The 21,179-nt window shown below is 45.3% G+C and carries 26 protein-coding genes; 12 read left to right on the forward strand and 14 right to left on the reverse strand.

Annotated elements, in window-relative coordinates:
- The 4 genes from WA381_RS10785 to WA381_RS10800 all read left to right on the forward strand — a co-directional run bounded on the left by WA381_RS10785 (position 1) and on the right by WA381_RS10800 (position 3,268).
- Positions 1-1,266 (forward strand): cytochrome b, encoded by a 1,266-nt coding sequence (locus WA381_RS10785; protein ID WP_049586160.1) that lies wholly within the window; start codon positions 1-3, stop codon positions 1,264-1,266.
- Positions 1,263-1,997 carry a cytochrome c1 gene (locus WA381_RS10790; RefSeq protein ID WP_015066276.1) on the forward strand — a complete coding sequence of 245 codons (735 nt, stop codon included), beginning with the start codon at positions 1,263-1,265 and terminating at the stop codon, positions 1,995-1,997. The genes WA381_RS10785 and WA381_RS10790 overlap by 4 nt, the downstream gene beginning before the upstream one ends.
- A 168-nt stretch (positions 1,998-2,165) precedes the next feature.
- Complete coding sequence (gene sspA, locus WA381_RS10795; protein ID WP_015066277.1) at positions 2,166-2,798, forward strand: stringent starvation protein SspA; 633 nt, start codon at positions 2,166-2,168, stop codon at positions 2,796-2,798.
- A complete protein-coding gene (locus WA381_RS10800; RefSeq protein ID WP_014948334.1) occupies positions 2,795-3,268 on the forward strand; it encodes a ClpXP protease specificity-enhancing factor in 474 nt (157 codons plus the stop codon). Before sspA ends, WA381_RS10800 begins: the two co-directional genes overlap by 4 nt.
- Positions 3,269-3,462: 194 nt before the next feature.
- Here the strand turns inward: WA381_RS10800 and WA381_RS10805 are convergent, their stop codons facing one another.
- Together WA381_RS10805 and WA381_RS10810 are read right to left on the reverse strand one after the other, a co-directional pair.
- On the reverse strand, positions 3,463-4,311 hold the full coding sequence (locus tag WA381_RS10805) for a spondin domain-containing protein (RefSeq protein WP_156085967.1): 849 nt from the start codon (positions 4,309-4,311) through the stop codon (positions 3,463-3,465).
- Positions 4,312-4,323: 12 nt separating this feature from the next.
- Positions 4,324-5,139 (reverse strand): spondin domain-containing protein, encoded by an 816-nt coding sequence (locus WA381_RS10810; protein WP_101563515.1) that lies wholly within the window; start codon positions 5,137-5,139, stop codon positions 4,324-4,326.
- 222 nt (positions 5,140-5,361) lie between these two features.
- On the opposite strand from WA381_RS10810, the gene WA381_RS10815 reads away from it, so the two are divergent.
- Positions 5,362-6,114, forward strand: a complete 753-nt coding sequence (locus WA381_RS10815) for a response regulator transcription factor (RefSeq protein ID WP_156085968.1) — start codon at positions 5,362-5,364, stop codon at positions 6,112-6,114.
- A gap of 51 nt (positions 6,115-6,165) precedes the next feature.
- Here WA381_RS10815 and mgtE read toward each other — a convergent pair whose 3' ends face one another.
- The 12 genes from mgtE to WA381_RS10875 all read right to left on the reverse strand — a co-directional run bounded on the left by mgtE (position 6,166) and on the right by WA381_RS10875 (position 15,545).
- On the reverse strand, positions 6,166-7,524 hold the full coding sequence (gene mgtE / locus WA381_RS10820; RefSeq protein WP_014948338.1) for a magnesium transporter: 1,359 nt from the start codon (positions 7,522-7,524) through the stop codon (positions 6,166-6,168).
- 174 nt (positions 7,525-7,698) lie between these two features.
- On the reverse strand, positions 7,699-7,971 hold the full coding sequence (locus WA381_RS10825) for an HPr family phosphocarrier protein (protein ID WP_014948339.1): 273 nt from the start codon (positions 7,969-7,971) through the stop codon (positions 7,699-7,701).
- Positions 7,971-8,816, reverse strand: coding sequence for an RNase adapter RapZ (rapZ, locus tag WA381_RS10830; RefSeq protein ID WP_014948340.1), 846 nt, complete (start codon positions 8,814-8,816; stop codon positions 7,971-7,973). Before rapZ ends, WA381_RS10825 begins: the two co-directional genes overlap by 1 nt.
- An 84-nt stretch (positions 8,817-8,900) precedes the next feature.
- A complete protein-coding gene (gene ptsN / locus WA381_RS10835) occupies positions 8,901-9,344 on the reverse strand; it encodes a PTS IIA-like nitrogen regulatory protein PtsN (protein WP_014975727.1) in 444 nt (147 codons plus the stop codon).
- Between the two features lie 13 nt (positions 9,345-9,357).
- On the reverse strand, positions 9,358-9,645 hold the full coding sequence (gene hpf, locus WA381_RS10840; RefSeq protein WP_012517338.1) for a ribosome hibernation promoting factor: 288 nt from the start codon (positions 9,643-9,645) through the stop codon (positions 9,358-9,360).
- Positions 9,646-9,675: 30 nt separating this feature from the next.
- Positions 9,676-11,157, reverse strand: a complete 1,482-nt coding sequence (locus WA381_RS10845; RefSeq protein ID WP_014948342.1) for an RNA polymerase factor sigma-54 — start codon at positions 11,155-11,157, stop codon at positions 9,676-9,678.
- Between the two features lie 73 nt (positions 11,158-11,230).
- Positions 11,231-11,956 (reverse strand): LPS export ABC transporter ATP-binding protein, encoded by a 726-nt coding sequence (gene lptB / locus WA381_RS10850; protein WP_014948343.1) that lies wholly within the window; start codon positions 11,954-11,956, stop codon positions 11,231-11,233.
- 2 nt (positions 11,957-11,958) lie between these two features.
- A complete protein-coding gene (gene lptA / locus WA381_RS10855; protein WP_014948344.1) occupies positions 11,959-12,513 on the reverse strand; it encodes a lipopolysaccharide transport periplasmic protein LptA in 555 nt (184 codons plus the stop codon).
- Complete coding sequence (lptC, locus tag WA381_RS10860; RefSeq protein ID WP_014948345.1) at positions 12,482-13,060, reverse strand: LPS export ABC transporter periplasmic protein LptC; 579 nt, start codon at positions 13,058-13,060, stop codon at positions 12,482-12,484. The genes lptA and lptC overlap by 32 nt, the downstream gene beginning before the upstream one ends.
- Positions 13,057-13,605 carry a 3-deoxy-manno-octulosonate-8-phosphatase KdsC gene (kdsC, locus tag WA381_RS10865; RefSeq protein WP_039224564.1) on the reverse strand — a complete coding sequence of 183 codons (549 nt, stop codon included), beginning with the start codon at positions 13,603-13,605 and terminating at the stop codon, positions 13,057-13,059. The genes lptC and kdsC overlap by 4 nt, the downstream gene beginning before the upstream one ends.
- A complete protein-coding gene (locus WA381_RS10870) occupies positions 13,606-14,586 on the reverse strand; it encodes a KpsF/GutQ family sugar-phosphate isomerase (protein ID WP_156085969.1) in 981 nt (326 codons plus the stop codon).
- A gap of 2 nt (positions 14,587-14,588) precedes the next feature.
- Entirely contained in the window at positions 14,589-15,545 is a 957-nt protein-coding gene (locus tag WA381_RS10875; RefSeq protein ID WP_014948348.1) for a calcium/sodium antiporter, read from the reverse strand.
- Positions 15,546-16,391: 846 nt separating this feature from the next.
- Between WA381_RS10875 and mlaF the strand changes: the two genes are divergently transcribed.
- From mlaF to murA, 7 genes are all read left to right on the forward strand, one after another.
- A complete protein-coding gene (gene mlaF, locus WA381_RS10880; RefSeq protein ID WP_156085970.1) occupies positions 16,392-17,192 on the forward strand; it encodes a phospholipid ABC transporter ATP-binding protein MlaF in 801 nt (266 codons plus the stop codon).
- The gene (gene mlaE, locus WA381_RS10885; RefSeq protein ID WP_014948350.1) at positions 17,189-17,965 is read left to right on the forward strand and encodes a lipid asymmetry maintenance ABC transporter permease subunit MlaE; all 777 of its coding nucleotides are present in this window, start codon (positions 17,189-17,191) and stop codon (positions 17,963-17,965) included. The genes mlaF and mlaE overlap by 4 nt, the downstream gene beginning before the upstream one ends.
- A 9-nt stretch (positions 17,966-17,974) precedes the next feature.
- Positions 17,975-18,448: an outer membrane lipid asymmetry maintenance protein MlaD gene (gene mlaD, locus WA381_RS10890; protein WP_014948351.1), complete on the forward strand. Its 474-nt coding sequence runs from the start codon at positions 17,975-17,977 to the stop codon at positions 18,446-18,448.
- 118 nt (positions 18,449-18,566) lie between these two features.
- Positions 18,567-19,232, forward strand: coding sequence for an MlaC/ttg2D family ABC transporter substrate-binding protein (locus tag WA381_RS10895; RefSeq protein ID WP_014948352.1), 666 nt, complete (start codon positions 18,567-18,569; stop codon positions 19,230-19,232).
- Positions 19,229-19,537 carry an STAS domain-containing protein gene (locus WA381_RS10900; protein ID WP_014948353.1) on the forward strand — a complete coding sequence of 103 codons (309 nt, stop codon included), beginning with the start codon at positions 19,229-19,231 and terminating at the stop codon, positions 19,535-19,537. Before WA381_RS10895 ends, WA381_RS10900 begins: the two co-directional genes overlap by 4 nt.
- Before the next feature lie 29 nt (positions 19,538-19,566).
- Positions 19,567-19,824: a BolA family protein gene (locus tag WA381_RS10905; RefSeq protein ID WP_012517351.1), complete on the forward strand. Its 258-nt coding sequence runs from the start codon at positions 19,567-19,569 to the stop codon at positions 19,822-19,824.
- Positions 19,825-19,836: 12 nt separating this feature from the next.
- Positions 19,837-21,099, forward strand: a complete 1,263-nt coding sequence (gene murA, locus WA381_RS10910; protein ID WP_014948355.1) for a UDP-N-acetylglucosamine 1-carboxyvinyltransferase — start codon at positions 19,837-19,839, stop codon at positions 21,097-21,099.
- Positions 21,100-21,179: the final 80 nt, after the last annotated feature.

The following is a 21,179-nucleotide window of genomic DNA, read 5'->3' on the forward strand; positions in this document are numbered from 1 at the left end:
ATGAATGCTTTCCTAGGTTGGATTGAAGAGCGCATCCCAATGATGCGCGTTGCGAATATGCACGCTCTTCAATATCCTGCTCCAAAGAACATGAACTTCTGGTATGTGTTCGGTTTTCTAGCAACTATTGTTTTGGTTAACCAGATTGTTACTGGTATTTGGTTGACCATGAACTTCGTTCCATCTTCAGAAGGCGCATTTGCTTCTGTTGAATACATCATGCGTGAGATCGACTACGGTTGGATCATCCGTTACATGCACAGTACTGGCGCATCGGCGTTCTTTATTGTGGTATATCTACACATGTTCCGTGGCATGATTTACGGCTCTTACCAGAAGCCTCGTGAGCTTCTATGGGTGTTTGGTATGTTTATTTACCTAGCGCTTATGGCAGAAGCTTTCATGGGTTACGTTCTACCTTGGGGACAAATGTCTTACTGGGGTGCGCAGGTAATCGTATCACTATTCGGTGCTATTCCTGTTGTTGGTCCTGACCTTGTTATCTGGCTACAAGGTGACTACGTTATCTCTGGCGCTACGCTTAACCGTTTCTTCGCACTTCACGTAATTGCGCTGCCTCTGGTTATCGTTATTCTTGTGTTCCTTCACATCATCGCTCTTCACGAAGTGGGCTCTAACAACCCAGACGGTATTGCGATTAAGCACAAGAAAGGCTCACTGCCTGAGTCTGAAAAGACGAAGTATGAAATTCACGAGTACTACACAAGCAAGTACGACATTGCTGATGACGTGTTACCGTTCTTCCCGCACATTGTTCTTAAAGACCTTGTGGCGTTCTGCGTGTTCTTAGCACTATTCACTTATGTGCTGTTCTTTGCCCCTGAAATGGGTGGTAAGTTCCTGGAACACCCTAACTTTGAAATTGCTAACCCGCTGAAGACTCCTGCGCACATTTTCCCTGTTTGGTACTTCACGCCGTTCTACGCCATTTTGAAAGCGGTACCTGATAAGCTGTTCGGTGTACTTGCCATGTTTGGTGCTATTGCTGCGCTATTTGCTCTGCCTTGGGTTGACCGTGGTCGCGTTAAATCATGGCGCTATCGCTGTGGCCTACACAAAGTAAACCTAATTGTGTTCGCTATCGTGTTTGTTTTCCTTGGTTACCTAGGTGGTACGCCGCAAGAAAACTGGAAAATCATTGCCTCGCAAATCGCAACAGTAATGTACTTCGGTTTCTTCATTGCACTGTTCCTATACAGCAAAAACGAAAATACTAAACCAGTGCCAGAGAGGATTTCTAAATGAAAAAAATGATGTGCTTTTTAGCCTTCTTCCTACCTGGCGTCGCGTTTGCGGCAGGCGGGAACGTACACCTAGATGAAGCGCCTATCGATTTGACTGATAAGGCGTCTTTACAACGCGGTGCACAGTTGTTCATGAACTACTGTTTGGGCTGTCACTCAATGAAGTATCAGCGCTATCAGCGTTCATTCCAAGATTTGGGTATTCCTGATGAACTAGGCCAAGAGTATTTGCAGTTCACGGGTGACAAGGTGTCTGACTATATCACTCGTGCAATGCCTGAAGAGGCAGCAGCAGGGTGGTTTGGTGCTGCTCCACCAGATCTAACGCTAGTGGCTCGTGTTCGTGGTGAAGACTGGATTTACACTTACCTGCGCTCTTTCTATGTTGACGAAAGCCGCCCGTTTGGTGTTAATAACACAGTGTTCCCAGAAGTGGGTATGCCACACGTGCTTCAGCCACTTCAAGGTACGCCAACGCGCACTTATGAAGAGCAAATGGTTGATGGTGAGATGGTCAAGCGTTATGTAGGCATTAAGTCAGATGGTACTGGCGCAATGTCTCCTGACGAGTACGACCAAGCCGTTGCCGATATCGTGAACTTCTTGGAGTACACAGGTGAGCCTGCGAAACTTGAATCTCACAAAATCGGTAAGTGGGTGCTTATCTTTATCGCAGTATTGTTCGTATTTGTTTACTTATTGAAGAAAGAATACTGGCGAGAAGTGCACTAATCGCACAGATTTATGTATAATATGAAAAGGGGGCTTCTCGCCCCCTTTTTTTGGTATTTACTCGTGCTACCTGAAAACCCTTTTGTATAGGGTGTTCAGGTAGCACGAGTTAACGTAATAAGCTTACCGTTTGTAAGCGTAAACTTGTTTCTCGACGGAGGAAATTGAATGGCCGTAGCCGCGAATAAACGTTCTATTATGACGTTGTTCTCTGACACAATTGATATTTATAGCCACCAGGTGCGTATTGTGTTGGCAGAAAAAGGTGTGGGTGTTGAAATCAGCTACACAGATCCTAGCAACCTGTCTGAAGATCTGTTGGAGTTAAACCCTTACGGTACTGTTCCAACTCTAGTTGATCGCGAGCTTGTACTTTACAAGTCGCACATCATCATGGAATACCTTGATGAGCGTTTTCCTCATCCACCACTTATGCCGGTATATCCAGTATCTCGTGGTCAAAGCCGCCTGATGATGCACCGCATTGAACAGGATTGGTACTCACTTGCAGCTCGAATTTTCCGTGGCGAAGGTGACGTTGAAGCAGCACGTAACGATTTACGTGAAGCTTTGTTATCACTAGCTCCAGTATTTGGTGAAATGCCTTATTTCATGAGCGAAGAGTTCAGCTTAGTTGATTGCTACCTTGCTCCGCTATTATGGCGTCTACCTGCGTTAGGTATCGAATTGAACGGTGCTGGCAGCAAAGAAATTAACGCTTACATGAACCGTATTTTCTCTCGTAGTTCATTTAAAGCGTCTTTGACTGACCAAGAGCGTGAGATTCACAACCCGCTATGACATCTATGACGTCAAACCAGCCCTATTTGCTTAGGGCTTTTTATGAGTGGATTGTTGATAACGACTTAACGCCGTACATTGTGGTAGATGCAACCAACGAGTTGGTTGAAGTGCCGCAAGAATTCGTTAAAGACGGTCAGATCGTTTTAAACGTATCACCTAGTGCGTGTGTTAACTTTTCTCTTGATTTAGATGGCTTATCTTTTCAAGCGCGCTTCTCTGGGCAACCTAGAAGATTAAGTATGCCTTGTGAAGCGGTAATGGCTATTTACGCAAGAGAAAATGGTGCAGGTACGGTATTCGCCACTGAAGAAGATGTGGCTCGTGCGCAGCAAGAGCGTCCAGAAACATCTGAAGATGTTTCTCAACCTAGCGGCCCGACGTCGCTGGAAGATGCTGATGCAAGCGACGTGAAAGACGCACCTGTTCCACCTAAAAAGGGTAAACCTACCCTTAAAGTTATTAAGTAGCTTATTAAGTAACTTATTAAATAGCTTATCAAATAACGTATTTGCCTGGTTTTGTGAAGTTTATCTACTCAGCAAAGCCAGCGCTTATCTTTCTTATTCCGTTAAGTTTTATCTCCGGCTCCCCTTCGCACAAAAGTAAAAACACCCCATTACCTGCGTAATAGGGCGCTTTCACGTTTACTGTGTTTGACCATTTAACGGGTTCGGGTAATCACCACGCGGCTCGTTGGGAAATCAAAGCGATGGGCCTCGGTTAGTACCGATGTAGACAGACCCTCACGGCTTGGATCGTCAGCGTTTGCACTAGTGACTACACCTTGGTGAAGTCTTACTGCATCGGCAAGATCATCCCTCACCACATCATAGCCCGCAGCTTCTCCGCCGCCACCCGCTGCACTAGCGGCAGGGCCTGGCATAGTAGCAGCTGTTTCTGTGTTTGCTTCTGTACCCGCATCCCAAGTCACTGTCATGAACGTTTTTATATCACCAACCGCCATGTTGCTTACATTCGCAGCGTTTAAGCCGGTGAATGCGTCGTTGGTGTTGACCAGCATGGTCGTTACCGTAAGGCGAAGGTCGTCAGCATCGAGTTCTGGAACCACTAGAGTTAGTTCTGCGCCCATTGAGCGAGGACCCAATATGCCCCCAGAGTTTTGCGCATCCAAAAAGTCCGTGGAGTCCATGGCTTCAGTAATGACCATAGACGGGTCACCGCCTTCAGCCATTATTTCAATGCCCATGCTGGCTGGCTCGCCTTCATTAAATGAATGGAAGCCTGACTCATGCAATATGACGGCGGCAGGTGCAAAGGGCTGAGAGTAGGTTAAATTGGTAATTTGTACGGTATAAACCGCTGAATTACCATTAATACCGTCTTGTCCGTCCGAACCGTCCTGGCCATCCGTACCATCTTGTCCGTCAGTACCTGCTTCCCCCTGCGGACCCGCTGGTCCTTGAGGGCCTGTATTACCATCGTCGCCGCAGGCAGCAAGAAGCGCTGAAAGCATCAATAATGTACTGAGTTTAATTATTGGATTATTCATCGTATTGGCTCCTTAAGATGCAGGAACAGTAATAACTACACGTGCTACTGGGTTCAACCAACGGTGTACGGTAGAGTCCAGATCACTGGCACCAGCGGCGCTATCAGTATCACCAAGCGCATTGCGGTGGATGTGTACTGGGCCATCTTCACCATCTTCAATTTCGCCATTAACGATTTGTGCACCCACACCCGTGCCACCTGTACCCAAATCAACAACACGAGTGGGAGCGCCGCCACCGGCAACACCCGGTACGCCATATCCACCCAGCGCGTTTCCGGTCCCAGCTTCAACAACATCTGTACGGGCACTATTTAATTCATCGTTAAGCTCAGTACCGGCGTCGTATGCATTAAGGTAATAAGTGTAGGTACCCGGCTCGGTTGGAATTTCAATACTGTCCATACCAACAAAAGCGTCGTTAGTAGGTATTAGCATGGAAAGTAGCGAAAGATATGGCTTGTCCATAGTATCGAAGGGATAGCTTAACGTAGCTTTCGGCGCGAGAAGTCCGCCAAAACGGTGCCACGTATTTGAACCATTGTCGGTATCAACAGGGCCGAGTAACGCTTCAAAGTTTGCGCCGCTTGAATCAGCATTTTGTTCGTCGTCAATAACACCAGCTTCAGCTAACCACGCTAGAGCTGATGACGCAGGTTGCCCAACTTCAAAGGCATCGACGGTGTCATCGTGAGCTATGACTAAGCGCGGCGTAAAACTCTGCGCCTGAGTCAGGTTGGTAATTTCAATGTCTAAAGTGACAGCTTGGCTTACTGATACTGCTGCTAGCGACAAAAGCGTTGCGCTAGCAAGTTTAGTGAATTTCATTTTATTGTCCTTATTTATGGCTTAAATCGCATAAAAATTTAGGGCAGTAAAATGTCCAATTCATCACAGAACTTTCACAAAACGCACACAGATTCGTCTCAATAAATAACAGTGCTGTTATAAATTCTGAATTTATATTTTTTATAAAAAAATTGTAATCACTGTGAAAGAAAACCACGAACGCACTGGTCTTGTTTTTTATTGGCGAATTAGGAGCGAGATATGATCCTTATCATCTACAGTGGAAATAAGTTTCAACAGAACATATCGCAATGCTTAAGTAAGCATAGCTTTCTTTACGACGCAGTCTCTAATTTTCAATCCGCAGAGTCGTTGCTTAAGGCGCAGCATTATTCGCTCGTTATTGTTGAGTCGCATGGAAACATTATCTGTCTTAATCGTATAAAAGGCCTTGTTGATACGAACCCAGAAAGTTGGGTGATGGCAGTGGAAAGTGACGCGATGACAGACGATGTGGCCGACGAAGAGGTAGATGAAGCAAACTACTATGAAGTAGGCGTAGATGATTATCTATCAGGGCCATTTGATGCACGCATGTTTACTGCCCGTATTCGCTCCCATATGCGCAGAAGTATGCCTAGCCAAGCACATTTAAGACCATCTCAAGGTAGTGAAGAGCGCATCGAAATAGGACCCCTTAAAATCGACCAGCGTTTTCATAGCGTAACCCTAAACGGCCAAGTGCTGACGTTAACGGCTAGGGAGTTTGCGCTACTGGATTATTTTTGTCGTCATCCAAACCAAGTTTTTTCTCGCAATCAATTGCTCAGTGAGGTGTGGGGCTATAACCACGAAGGCTACGAGCACACGGTGAATACCCATATAAATCGTTTACGCACTAAGCTTGATAAAATCAACAGTATTGAAAATGGTGGACAGCTAGTAGAAACCGTCTGGGGTGTGGGTTACAAGCTGAACGTCAATGGATATATAGCGAAAGCGCTTATTGCATGAGTGTTGTTTAGCTCACCCATGCCCTATCAGGCATGAGAGTTCAAAATTAACTTAAATTAGAAACAGCGTCGCAGTACCTAAGAAAGCAAAAATACCCACTACATCGGTTATCGTAGTTAAGATAACACTGCCAGCTAGGGCAGGGTCTATCTTAAGACGCTTCATGATCATAGGTAAGGTTGCACCCGCTAAAGCAGCCGCAATCATGTTTACCATCATGGCAAAGGCAATAATTACGCCCAGCATGTAATCTTGTTTCCATAACGCGATGACAGAGGCAATAAGCACCGCCCAAATAGCACCGTTTAAAAAGCCGATGGATATTTCTTTACTGATAAGCCATCGTGAGTTACTTGCGTTAACATGGCCTAGTGCCATACCACGGATAACTAGCGTTAGCGTCTGATTACCCGCTACACCGCCCATACTAGGGACAATGGTATTTAGAATAGCTAACACAGCCAGTTGGCTCAGCGTTGCTTCAAATAGATCACTCACCATCGCAGCCATTAGCGCCGTCACTAAGTTTACTGCCAGCCACACCGAGCGTCGTTTAGTACTTTGCATAACGGGTGCAAAGGTATCTTCGTCGTCATCAAGACCCGCCATACTCATCATCGAGTGTTCCGCGTCTTCACGAATAATATCAACCACGTCATCAATGGTAATTCGGCCCACTAAGCGATGGTTTTCATCTACAACAGGTGCTGAAAGCCAATTGTATCGCTCGAACAGGCTTGCCACTTCATCGTCTGGCATATTCACAGGAATCGCTTCAGATTCCTCGTCCATAACGTCAGACACTTTATCGTCGGTATCTGCGGTGAGTAAACGGGTAACCGGAACAATACCAACAAGGTTGTCAGTTCGGTTTACCACGTAAAACGTATCCGTATTCTCAGGTAGCTCGCCTTTTAAGCGGATATAGCGCAGAACCACGTCAATGGTCACATCGGGACGTAATGTGATGGTGTCGGTGTTCATGATGAAACCAGCGGTTTCTTCACCGTAAGACAGCGCTTGCTCTGCGCGCACGCGATCTTGTGCATCCATCGAGTCTAGAATGTCGGCCAATACTGGCTCGGGAAGGCTGCTTAGCGTCTCTGCTAAGTCATCGGTATCCATCTCTTCAAGTGCGTCAACCACATTAGCGGGAAGCATTTTTGTAATGATACCGTTTCGAACATCGTCAGACAGTTCTTCTAAAATGTCGCCGTGAAAGTCACCATCAATGAGCTCCCATAATTCGTCACGGGTTCTGCTAGGGCTAGATTCAAGAATGTGGGCGACGTCTGAAGGCGGTAATTCAAGCAGAAGCTTACGTACAGATACGAATTGACCGTTGGTCAACGCAGCGTTGAGTGCGCGTAACTGAGTTTGTACGTATTTAGAAACAAGCGCTTCTGCCATAAGGCGTTATTCCTACAAGCTAAAAGATGAACAATGCAGGCCATAGAGCCTAAGTGGGCGTAGAATATCGCAATTATGATGAGTCTGTCATGATAATTGCGTAGGTTTTGCGCGGGATTTTAAGATAACTGCGCTAAGTGTTGATTAATTGGTCAATGGATTGGGCAAGTAAGACTATTCGTCTTCGTTAAATCTGCCCTCAATAAGCTCTTCAATAGCTGCAAGTGCATCAACAGCATCACTGCCGTCCACAATCACGTCTACCTGTTCACCTTGATGGCTTTCAAGCATCATTAATCCCAATACACTGCTTGCGTCTGCTTCTTTATCGCCTTTTTTTAAGATGATTTTAGCGTCGAATTGATTAGCCAGTTTAACCAGTTGGGTCGCCGCTCTTGCATGCAACCCTAACTTATTGACGATAGTTAGCGTTTTTTGAATAGTCATTACTGATTCAGCTCTCTATGGCGAATTTGTACATCAGGGTGTATTTCACTGAAGGTTTTCGACAGGGTCTGTGCGATATAAACCGAACGGTGTTGGCCACCAGTACAGCCAATCGCTACGGTTACGTAACTTCTGTTATTGCGCTCTAAATGAGGCAGCCATGTCGTTATTAAATTCTGAATTTGCCAAATGAACTTGGTCACTACAGGCTGCGACCCCAAAAATACTTCTACTGGCGCGTCTAATCCGGTCAGATGTTTAAGGTCGGGCTCCCAGTGGGGGTTAGGTAAAAAGCGGGCATCAAAAACGTAATCCGCATCTTTAGGAATACCGTGCTTAAAGCCAAACGACTCGAACACAAGCACAAGGCGTGAGCTTTTCTTACCCAAGATACGCTCTCGAATTAACTCTGCCAGTTGGTGAATGGTAAGCTTATCAGTGTCTAAATATAAATCTGCGCGTTCAGCAATAGGAGCAAGTAGGGCTGACTCGGCTTTAATGGCTTCTGAAAGCGATTTATTAAGCTTGGCGAGAGGGTGAAGACGACGTGTTTCGCTAAAACGCTTAACCAGTACATCATCGCTCGCGTCAATGTAAACAATGGTCATCGACCACGAAGAAGGCAGGTAGTCTAGAATTTCTACCAAATCGTCAGGATTTTTAGGTAAGTTTCTCACATCGATACTTACCGCAACCTGATCGTACTCGTCAACAACTGTATGGGTTAAGGTGGGAAGTAAGTTTACCGGGATATTATCAACACAGTAATAACCTAAATCTTCCAATGCGCGAAGTGCGACAGACTTACCAGACCCCGAACGACCACTGATTATTATCAGCTTCACCTACTTTCTCCCTAATACTCTGGTTTTATCACATACGCGTTGTTGAATTAGGCGCCTACTAAACGGTTAATAGGCGCTTAATGTTTAACTTAATGCAGATAGAATATCGTCGCTTGTCGTTGCGCGACGTATTGCTTTAATCGTTTCTTTGTCGCTTAGTTTACCAGCCACGGTGGCCAGCGTTTGAAGGTGTCCTTCGGTCTGTTCCTCGGGAACGAGTAGCGCAAAAAAGATGTCTACGGGTTTCTCGTCAAGGGCGTCAAAGTCGATTGCTGGCGTGCTGGTTACAACAATGGCAATCACTTTCTCAAGGCCCGGCAGGCGCCCGTGGGGCAGGGCGATACCATTGCCAATGCCTGTACTACCCATACGCTCTCGAGCCATCAAACTGTTAAGTACCGTTGCCTGATCAATGTTCTCGTTTTGCTTGGCAGCGATATCAGCGATGATCTCAAGAATTCGCTTTTTACTATTACACTGAACCGCACACTCGGTGCGGTCCAGACTTACGATGGCTTGTATATCCATGCTTAATTAACTACTAATGTTTTTTCAGTTTTTCCTTATGCTTGATTACCTGCCGGTCGAGTTTATCAACCATGCTGTCAATCGCCGCATACATGTCGGTATTTTCTGAGGATGCGAATACTTCAGCGCCACTTAAATGAACGGTCGCTTCGGCTTTTTGATTTAATTTTTCAACGTTCAGGATGACATGCACATTAGAAATGTGATCAAAGTGACGTTCAAGTTTGCTGAACTTCGTATCGACATAATTACGCAAAGAGTCGGTGATTTCGACATGATGACCAGTAAGGTTGATTTGCATATTTCGTCTTCCTTATATTATTAAGCCCGATTAAATAAGGCTTTTGCGTTGGTTCGACGGCGGGATCGACAACGATTCCCGGTACTTTGCTATTGTTCGCCGGGCAACTTTAATGCCTTGTTCGGCCAACAATGAAGCAATCTTGCTATCACTTAGCGGCTTGCTAGGCTTTTCAGCGGCCACTAATTTCTTGATCAATGCACGAATCGCTGTAGATGAACATTCACCACCAGACTCTGTTGCAACGTGGCTTGAGAAGAAATACTTCAATTCGAAGATTCCACGTGGCGTATGCATGTACTTTTGCGTTGTCACTCGCGAAATAGTGGATTCGTGCATATCTACCATTTCTGCGACATCATTTAGCACCATTGGTTTCATCATTTCCGGGCCGTGCTCAAAAAAGCCCATTTGCTGCTGCACAATGCAGTTTGCAACCTTCATTAAGGTTTCGTTACGAGATTCAAGGCTCTTTATGAACCACTTAGCCTCTTGCATGTGTGAGCGGATGAATTGTGAATCGCTACTATTCTTGGCACGGCGACTCATTGCTGCGTATTGTTGATTTACGCTTAACTTAGGCAGACTGTCGGGGTTCAGCTCAACCACCCAACGGCCATTTTTCTTGGTTACTGAGACATCAGGAATAACGTACTCAGGCTCTTTAGTAACTAAAGCACTACCTGGGCGAGGATTCAAGGTTTGCAGCAAACGCATTGCCTCGCGTAGCTGATCTTCTTTCAATCGGCTTTTACGCATAAGCGTACGATAGTCTTTGCTGCTCAGTAAGTCAGAGTACTCTTCAATCAGTTGCTTTGCTTCAGCAAGCCACGGTGTGTCTTCTGAAAACTGGCGCAATTGCACCATCAAACATTCTTGTGGAGAGCGAGAGCCAGAACCAATAGGGTCGAACATCTGAATGCGCTTAAGCACACATTCTATTTCGTCCATTTCAATCGGCTCTTCCATATCATCATCGTTAACCGCTTCTAAAATATCGTCAAGGGTAACGGTTAAATAACCTGACTCGTCAATAGAGTCGATGATTGCTGTAGCGATTGCGCGATCGGTATCCGAGAAATGGGTAAGGCGCATTTGCCAAAGAAGGTGCTCTTGAATATCTTCAGTAGTCTCTCCTTGGAAGATTTGCTCGTCGTCATTGGATGGACCCGGAGCAGGCGAAGATGAAGCAGAGTAGTATTCATCCCACGTACTGTCGATTGGCAGCTCATCGGGAAGATCGTTTTTCTCAAGTGCATCGCCGGCTTCTAATGTGTCACTAGATGCAGAAGCAGTGGCCTCAGAGCCGCTGTCATCGTTGTCGATATTGTTCTTTTCTAGTTGCGGCTCGTCGTTACCTTCTTCAACTTCTAATAGCGGATTAGAATCGAGCGCTTCTTGGATCTCTTGTTGAAGATCAAGTGTAGAAAGCTGCAGCAGTTTAATGGCCTGCTGAAGCTGTGGTGTCATGGTAAGTTGTTGGCTAAATTTTAGCTGTAAAGATGGTTTCATCTACGTCTTATTTAAATGCTCTAAATTGAATATACCAGAGCGAAACTGAAAAATGACAATTCGGTTACATTAACTATAGCCTGAATTGTTCGCCTAGGTATACATCCCTTACTTTTTGATTACTTAAAACCTGTTCCGCCGTTCCTTGCGCAATAAGCTCGCCATGACTCACAATGTACGCCTTTTCACAAACATCCAATGTCTCTCGTACGTTATGGTCCGTGATAAGGATTCCAATACCCCTATCGCGAAGATGTTGTATTATCTTCTTTATATCATTAACTGATATTGGATCAACACCAGCAAATGGTTCGTCTAACAAAATAAATTGCGGTTTTGCTGCCAGAGCGCGGGCAATCTCAACGCGACGGCGTTCGCCCCCTGACAAACTCATCCCAGTACTATTACGTATATGGTTAATATTAAATTCATCAAGTAGCGCATCTGCTTCTTCTTCTTGCTGTTGTGAATTTAAATCTTTACGGGTTTGCAAAATGGCCATGATATTTTCATGCACTGTGAGCTTTCTGAAAATAGAGGCTTCCTGCGGTAGGTAGCCAATTCCGCGGCGTGCACGCTCGTGCATGGGCTGATGAGTTAGCTCATTGTCGTCGATTTCAATCTTGCCTTTATCCAGATTCACTAAACCAACAATCATGTAGAATGTGGTGGTCTTACCAGCGCCATTTGGGCCAAGAAGACCAACAATTTGACCCGTTGAGACAGACAGACTTACATCTCGAACAACCTGTCTTGACTTGTAAGCCTTAGCAAGATTTTTAGCGCTCAAAGTTGCCATTGCTATTCATTGCCCTCGTTGTCTTTTTTGTCTTTCTTAGACGAAGTTTTGCGAATGGTCTCAGGTGTGAATACTGTAGTCACTCGACCCTCACCATCCTTACCTGCGCCGCCAGTCGCTAGCAATTGCTCGGTAATCATATCGAACGTGATGTTGTCACCCTGTACTTTACTGGTGTCTTGTTTCAACTCTGCGTTTCCGGCAAGAGAAATCGTTCGGTTCACCACTTCATAGCGTATTTCATTAGCTTTTGCCGAAACTGGCGTGCCGTCTTCCAATTGCTGGGAATAGCTTGCAGGCTTTCCTCTAGCAATAAATATTTCACGACCACCACCGTCAGTGGCAATTACTTCCACTTCGTCAGCTTCAATAACCAAAGAGCCTTGAGTTATGAGTACGTCGTCTTTGTACAACGCGGTTTTATTTTTACCGTCGATAAACTGGGTGTTCGAGCCTATTTTTATGGGCTGCGAAAAATCATCTTCACTGGCGTGTACCGCACCGCTAGCGATGGCAAGCAATAAACTAGTTGCTAGGGGAATAAGTGGTTTGTACATGATCTAAAAGCTCGTATTCTTGTGTGCGTAAATTCGCGTTAAACCCATTACTTAAAATGACATATTGGGTGCCCAGTATTTCAACGGGTTGGTCAGATGTCATTTGCTTGGTCTCTAAATTAATTTGAATGTACTCGGTCGATATACTTCTGACAAAGTCATCGCCAGTTTGGTTCTCAATATTAACTTGGTTTTCCAGCTGGATTAGCTCGTTATTGTATAGTGTACCTTCATCAGCGGTTACCACCCATGGTGATGACGCGTTTTCTGTATAAAGGGTGTATTTAGGTTGCTGAAACAATACAAAGCCAAGCTGGTCGTAATGCTCCATCGACTCTGCAAATACTTTGTGATTTAACTCACCGTCTTGATTGTACAGCGTAGTGGTTAGATTTTTTGCTTTGTAGGCGGGCTTTAGCGCATCGTTTTCACGATTCCCCTGCGTTTCCGGCTGCTCTTCCATCCACGTAGGGATGTACATCAGCATCGCCAGAATAAATAGCGCCGATATACTTAATCCTAAGCGATTAAAGCCAAACAGGCTCATACACTAGCTCCAAAAATCTCATTTGCTACCCCTTTGGCCTGCAAAATGGTATCCGATATTTCTCGGACCGCGCCAAACCCACCGGGAAGGGTCGTAATCCAGTTTGCTTGTTTTGCTACGTAAGGATGGGCATCGGCAACCGCAATTTTAACCGCAACGTGCTTGTACATACCCGTATCTGGCATGTCATCACCTACCGCAGCCACTTCGTCAGTGTTTAACTCAAGGCGTTTCATCAGGTCGCTAAGCGCGTCTGCTTTATTCTCTTCGCCTTGAATTATATGTGCAACATTCAGTGCCTTCATTCTATTTTCAACAATGGCAGAGCGACGTCCAGTAATTACCGCGACATTCACTCCATTGCTCACTAGCGCTTTTACACCATATCCATCACGGGTATGGAATGCTTTAAGTTCTTCACCGTCGTTACCTAAGTAAATTCGACCATCTGAGAACACACCATCAACGTCGCATACCAGCAACTTTATCTTGGCTAGTTTTGCGAAAAGCGAGTCATTTATTTCCGTGTACAAGGTGGTTGTCATTTAAAGCACTCCTGCTTTTAATAGCATATGCATGTTAAAGGCCCCAACAGGTTTGCGCTTATCGTCAGTAACCATTAACGCACTAATTTTATGGGTTTCCATCAAATTCAGGGCTTCTACAGCCAGCTGACCTGCGGTGGTAGTCTTGCCGCCTTTAGTCATTACTTCTTCTACTGTCGCACTGTGTACGTCTATTCGGGCATCGAGAATTCGTCGTAGGTCGCCATCCGTAAAGACGCCTGTCAGCGTACCGTCTGCCGCTATCACGCCTGTCATACCCAGTCCCTTTTTAGATATTTCCAGCAGTGCGTCAGCAACAGAAGCACTGGCATGGACAAGGGGGATATCACTGCCGCTTTGCATTATATCGCTAACTTTAAGCAGAAGTTTTCTGCCTAAACTACCGCCTGGGTGCGAAAGCGCAAAGTCATCTGAGGTGAAACCTTTTTGGTCGAGCAGTGCTACCGCAAGCGCATCACCCATAACCAGTGTGGCGGTTGTGCTTGACGTAGGAGCAAGACCTAGCGAACACGCTTCTTTTTCAACGCTGATATCAAGTACGACATCTGCGTGTTGCCCTAATGAACTGGAAGCACTGTTGGTCATGGCGACCACCTGTATGCCTAAGCGCTTAACTACGGGCAATAAGTTAACGAGTTCGTTAGTCTCGCCAGAATTAGAGATGGCGAGTAAGACATCGCCTTTGCTTAGCATGCCCAAGTCGCCATGGTTGGCTTCACCAGGGTGCATGAAAAATGCAGGAGTACCTGTACTGGCAAGTGTAGCGGCAATTTTATTTCCGATATGCCCAGACTTTCCCATACCACTCACGACAACTTTACCCTTGCAGGCAAAGAGAATATTACAGGCAGCGATAAATTCATTGTTTAAGCGCTCTGCCAGATTAGCAATAGCCTGTGTTTCAATTTCAATAACGCGCTTCGCTGAGTCGATATAGTTCATCTGAGTTTGTGTATTCATGATTATCCGAATAGCCAGAATTGATAGCCGATAAAGCAAGCCAGAAGTATGAATCCATTTGTTCTTGATATTGTACGTTTGCCGATTAAATCGAAGCTGAACAAGAACAATAATAATGTTAAACCAAGCATTACGTACATATCTCGGTTGTAAACGTCAGGGTCCAGGATACCAGGCGCGATTAACCCGGGCATGCCAAGTACGGCAAGCAGGTTGAAGATATTTGAGCCGATGATATTACCCAGTGCTAAATCGTCTTCCCCTTTCAGTACACCCGCAACACTTGCTGCTAGTTCAGGTAGACTTGTACCAAACGCAATAATCGTTAGTCCGATAACCAAATCCGAAATGCCCATGTATCTGGCAATTTCTACTGCTGAGTTCACCAAAAAGTGAGCACTTAATGGCAGTATTACAAGGCCAACACCAATCCAAATGAGGGCTGACGTATTCGAGACGCCTTTGGGGATTTCATCTGCGGTTTCCGCAACCAGAGGGTCTTCTTTATCTACCTGTAGCGACAGCCACGCCATCATTGCCAGTACGAAAATGAACAGGCCTAGTAGGATAATGCCTTCATAAGACTTAAGTTCACCGTCAAACATAAAGCCAATGGCAATCAATGAGATGATAAGGAGTGCTGGAAGCTCGCGCTTTAATGTTGTTGATGAAACAAGCAATGGTTTCACTAGCGCGGTTATACCTAAAACTAGCGCGATGTTCGTGATGTTAGAACCTAGCGCGTTACCCACGGCGGTGTTCATATTGCCATTTGCGGAGGCTATGGCGGAAACCACAATTTCAGGTGCCGAAGATCCCATAGCGACAATCGTTAGTCCGATCATCATTGGAGAAATGCCGATGTTTTTTGCTAATGCTGAGGCGCCATATACAAACCGGTCAGCGCTCCAACTCAGCACAATCAACCCAACAAGAAAAATGACAATGTTTAAAAGCACAACAACCTGTAATAGAAAGTATTTCGCTAGATTGTCGCAAAAAGAGTGCCATTTGCCTATGCTCGCAGCGTTTTATTTTCGCCAAATACTGTCAATTGACGTAAATTTCCGCTGAACACGCAAATTAGGTCGCACTTACACACACAAGACTTCATATTCAGTTTCAGTTAAGAAACAACAAAATAGGATGGAGTCAATGTTAAGCGTAAAGATTGCTAGGGAAGGTTAGGCACTTAAACGTGAGATACCGAATACCAGACCGCATAGATTATTACCCACGCAGCGAGATTTAAAATGTCCGTAATCGCGGCGTGTTACCGGAGGTATAGTGGTTCTATATCAAGGTGACACAACAAAGAGTACGGACATTTTAAACTCGCCCTTCGGGAAGGTCTGGCAAGCTTCCTAGCTTCATTCTGGGAATTTGAAAGGGAACAGCCATTCCTGCATTCCCACGCTTCGCTAGGAAACTTGCCAGCGCCTTCTGAGTGGGCAATTATCTGTACGGACTGGTATATATTCGCTTTAATCGAACATAACTTGTAACTTTTTGACTTTGGCGATGGGCTTGAAAAAGCGTACAATGCCCTTAAATTACACCGCCCAGACGAGGTGTTCTATACCGTGTCTGGCGATAGAAATTCAAAAAAGTACACTGGAGAGTAAACTTTTTTGATTTTATGCGCTCATAAAGTAAACTGTGCAGTAAACCTTAAGAGTGGATCAAGTGAAGGCATGGAAATTGAATACTCACTTACTCTTATAATTTTAAAATTTTCTAAGTGGATTGAACGCGATATTTTATAAGGTCTCAATCCAACGTCAGGGGTCGACATTTAAGTAACTATGGATCATTTAGTTGAAGTAGATAACCTTACCTTTAAGCGCGCTGATCGCATCATTTATGATGGGATATCGCTAAAGGTACCCAAAGGCAAAATTACTGCGGTAATGGGGCCAAGTGGTATAGGTAAAACCACGCTGCTGCGCCTTATTGGCGGGCAGTTAACGCCAGATGAAGGTGACGTTAGATTCGACGGCGATTCGATTGTTTCTATGTCGAGAAAAACGCTATATGAGACACGTCGTAGAATGAGCATGCTTTTTCAAAGTGGTGCGCTTTTTACCGATATGAGTGTGTTCGATAACGTGGCGTTTCCACTTCGCGAACATACAAAACTTTCTGAAGACGTTATTGCGACAATTGTCGCTTTAAAGCTACAGGCAGTAGGATTGCGCGGTGCAGCTGAATTAATGCCTAGTGAATTGTCTGGTGGTATGGCGCGCAGGGCTGCTTTGGCTAGGGCAATTGCACTAGATCCAGATTTAATCATGTACGACGAACCCTTTGCCGGACAAGATCCTATATCAATGGGTGTGCTGGTTAAGCTTATTCGTGAATTAAACGACGCACTTAATCTAACCAGTATTGTGGTGACTCACGATGTCACTGAAGTACTGACCATTGCCGATTATATATATATCTTAGCTGACAAGCGGGTTATCGGTGAAGGAACGGCGCAGCAAATCAAAGAAAGTGACTCTGAATTAGTCCAACAGTTCTTGAAAGGAAAAGCAGATGGTCCGGTACCATTTCATTATCCTGCACCTGATTTGAAAGCAAGCTTCTTGGGGGCAGATAAATGAAGTTCTTCCAATCAATAGGCGCTAAAACGATAGGGAAGGTCACTGCGGTTGGTCGAGCAGCTCTTATGTTATTCGGTGCGTTAATCGCTGTTCCTCGGCTTAAAAATGTACCGCTGGTGATTAAGCAATTGTATGTAGTGGGCGTTCAGTCGCTACTCATTATTATGGTGTCGGGGTTATTCATCGGCATGGTAATGGCGCTACAAGGCTACACCATTTTGGTTGATTATGGCGCAGAAGGTAGTTTAGGCCCCATGGTCGCACTTTCATTGTTAAGAGAGCTTGGTCCGGTAGTTACCGCATTGCTTTTTGCTGGGCGAGCTGGCTCAGCCTTAACAGCTGAAATAGGCTTAATGAAAGCCACTGAGCAGCTGAGTAGTTTAGAGATGATGGCGGTAGACCCGCTACGACGTATTGTCGCACCGCGTTTTTGGGCGGGAATGTTAGCGATGCCTATGCTTGCCATTATTTTCAGTGCCATTGGTATTTTAGGCGGCCACTTAGTGGGCGTTGATTGGTTAGGCGTTGATGCAGGCAGCTACTGGTCAATTATGCAATCGACAGTAGATTGGAACCAGGATGTCATAAACGGCGTAATAAAAAGCCTCGTGTTTGCCTTGGTTGTGACGTGGATTGCCATATTTAAAGGTTACGATTCTATTCCAACATCGGAAGGGATCAGCAAAGCGACTACCGAAACGGTGGTCTATTCATCATTAGCAGTATTAGGGCTGGACTTCGTGCTAACCGCCCTTATGTTTGGTATCGAGTAGGGGATCGGAATGAGTAAGTATAAAACGGAAGTAATGGTTGGTGTGTTTGTCATGCTTACAATCGGTGCGTTGTTGTTATTGGCACTGAAAGTAGCAAACCAAACGGTAGCCACCGAAGGCGATACCTACACGTTATACGCAAAATTCGACAATATTGGCGGCTTAAAGCCGAGATCGGCAGTAAAGGTTGGTGGGGTAACGGTTGGCCGTGTGTCATCGATTACGCTAGACCAAGAAGATTTTACGCCAGTGGTTGAGCTGTCAATTTTAAATGAATACAACGGCTTTCCAGAAACCAGCTCTGTGTCTATTTTGACCTCGGGTTTGCTAGGCGAACAGTATGTTGGCTTCCAACCTGGCTTCTCTTTCGACGGTGTCGCTAATTTACAGAATGGCGATTACCTTCAGGATACTAAGTCAGCTTTGGTTCTTGAAGATCTCATTGGTCAGTTCTTATTTAATCGCGGAAGCGACGAAGACTAATCGCAGTATTACGGCCAGACGTATATTACCAGGTCGTTAAATTATTCCAGCGGCGTGATGAAACTTATTAGATTGCCATCAGGTCTGCTAAATAGAGTTTTAAGTTAGGAGAGTAATTTTGAAAAAGTTTATGGTAGCACTTGGCATCTTCATGATGTCTGTAGCGGGCATAGCGAATGCACAAGAAGTTAATGAACAAAACCCGTATGAATTGGTTCAAGACGTAGCAAACCGCACGTTTGAGCGCATCAAAGCGAACCAAGCAGCGATTAAAGCTGATCCTGAAATGCTACGCACTATTATGGAAGAAGAATTAGTACCTCATATCGACTACAAATTCGCTGCTTTTATGGTACTAGGTAAACACTTTAAGTCAGTACCTCAAGAGAAGATGGGCGAGTACATCAGCGTATTTCGTCAATATTTGGTAACAACCTACGCTGTGGCAATGGGCTACTACGACAACCAAGAAGTCATCTTTGAGCCTGAATCATCTTTTGATGATAAAAAATCAGTAACAGTGCGTGCAGTGGTTCAAGATCCAAACCGCCCTGAAATCAAAATTGCTTTTAAAGTTCGTAAAGATAGTAAAACGAACGAGTGGAAAGCCTACGATATGGTTGCTGAAGGCATAAGCATGCTAAACAGCAAGCGTAGCGAATTTGAATCAATCCTTCGTCAAGACGGTATCGATGCAGTTATCGCACTAATGCGCGACAAAATTGGTAAGCCAGTTGAGCTTAAGCAAGGCGAGCCAATCGAAATCGAAGGAGAGGCTGAGTGAGCCTATTCGAGGTAAACGACAAAGGCAATGTAGTGGTTCACGGTCATCTTGACCGTGAAACGCTGTCGAAGAATTTCTGGGATAGTTTGGACGGAAATGAGCGTAGTACCTTGATTAACAATAAAAGATGTCTTGTTGATTTAAGTGATGTTGAGCGCGCAGACAGTGCAGGTTTGGCTTGGCTTATTAATGCCGTTAGGGATGCAAAGCAAAATGGTGTTAGCATGAGCCTATATAAAATGCCTGAGAAGCTACGTAAGCTTGCTAAAATAAGCGACGCAGATAGCTTTTTACCCGTAGAATAAACACCCGTTAGCGAATTAAGAAGTAAGTTATGGAATTGTCTGAAATTGAAAAAATCTTGAAAGATGCGTTAGACCTTCACGAAGTCCATGTAAAGGGCGAAGGTTCGCATTTTAATATTATTGCGGTAAGCGATGCTTTTAATGAAATGAGCCGTGTGAAGCGCCAGCAAGCGGTATATGCGCCTTTGGCTGATAAAATTGCAGACGGCAGCATGCATGCAATTACCATCAAGACGTTTTCAGTAAAAGACTGGGAGCGTGAGCGCCAGTTTAATATTCCTCAATAATAGGCGTAGCACGTGGATAAACTCGTAATTAAAAAGGGCCCTGCGCTCAACGGTACCGTGCGCATCTCTGGCGCTAAAAACGCGGCCTTACCATTGTTGATGACAAGCTTGCTGACCGACTCTCCTTGTCGTTACACCAACGTTCCTCGTCTTCGTGACATCAATACTACGACGGCACTTTTGCGTGAATTAGGTGTTGAAGTTGCACTACCCGCACCTAACGATATCGTTATCGATGCGAGTACGCTACAAAGCGTTACAGCGTCCTATGAGTTAGTACGTACTATGCGTGCGTCTATCTTGGTACTTGGCCCATTGCTAGCTAAGCAAGGTAAAGCGAATGTCTCTTTGCCCGGAGGCTGTGCTATAGGTGCGCGTCCAGTAAATCTTCATTTAACTGGCCTTGAAAAGATGGGCGCGAAGATTGAAGTAGACGAAGGCTATATTCGAGCCGAAGTCGATGGGCGTCTGAAAGGTGCGCGTATTTTCATGGATATGGTAAGCGTGGGTGCCACTGAAAACCTACTGATGGCAGCGGCGCTGGCTGACGGAACAACCATTCTTGAAAACGCGGCACGCGAGCCCGAAATCGTTGATTTAGCGAACTGTCTTATTCAGATGGGCGCGAAAATTAGCGGTGCAGGAAGCGATAAAATAACCATTGAGGGCGTGGAAACCTTAAACGGTTGTGATTATGCAGTGCTGCCTGACCGTATAGAAACCGGTACTTTCTTGGTAGCGGCCGCTGTGACAGGTGGGAAAATACGCTGTACTCATGCGGCGCCAGATACATTAGATGCGGTGCTAGATAAGTTAGAGCAGGCCGGAGCTAAAATCACCACTGGTGATGACTGGATAGAGCTAGACATGGAAGGGCGCAAACCACAGGCTGTGCGAGTTAAAACCGCACCACACCCAGCATTCCCTACGGATATGCAGGCGCAGTTTGTTACCTTGAACTGTGTTGCCGAAGGCACGGGCGTAATTACAGAAACCATATTTGAAAACCGCTTTATGCACGTGCCAGAGTTACAACGTATGGGCGCAGAAATCGCGTTAGAAGCGAACTCAGCAGTGTCTAAAGGCAGCTCAAGCCTTAAAGGAGCTCCGGTAATGGCTACTGACCTGCGCGCGTCGGCAAGCTTGGTGATAGCTGGGCTCATCGCAGAAGGTGAGACTCACGTGAATCGCATTTATCACTTAGACCGTGGTTATGAAGCCATTGAAGAGAAGCTGGGTGGCTTGGGTGCCATCATTGAAAGAGTGAAAGAATAACTCAAGGTTTCGCACTTCTACGAAAAAGCGCCAGATAGCATATCTATCTGGCGCTTTTTTTGTGTCTATTATCTATGCGG

Origin of the sequence: Alteromonas sp. CH_MED4-4 (assembly GCF_037029575.1) — a bacterium.
In the GTDB taxonomy this organism is placed as follows: Bacteria; Pseudomonadota; Gammaproteobacteria; order Enterobacterales; family Alteromonadaceae; genus Alteromonas; species Alteromonas macleodii.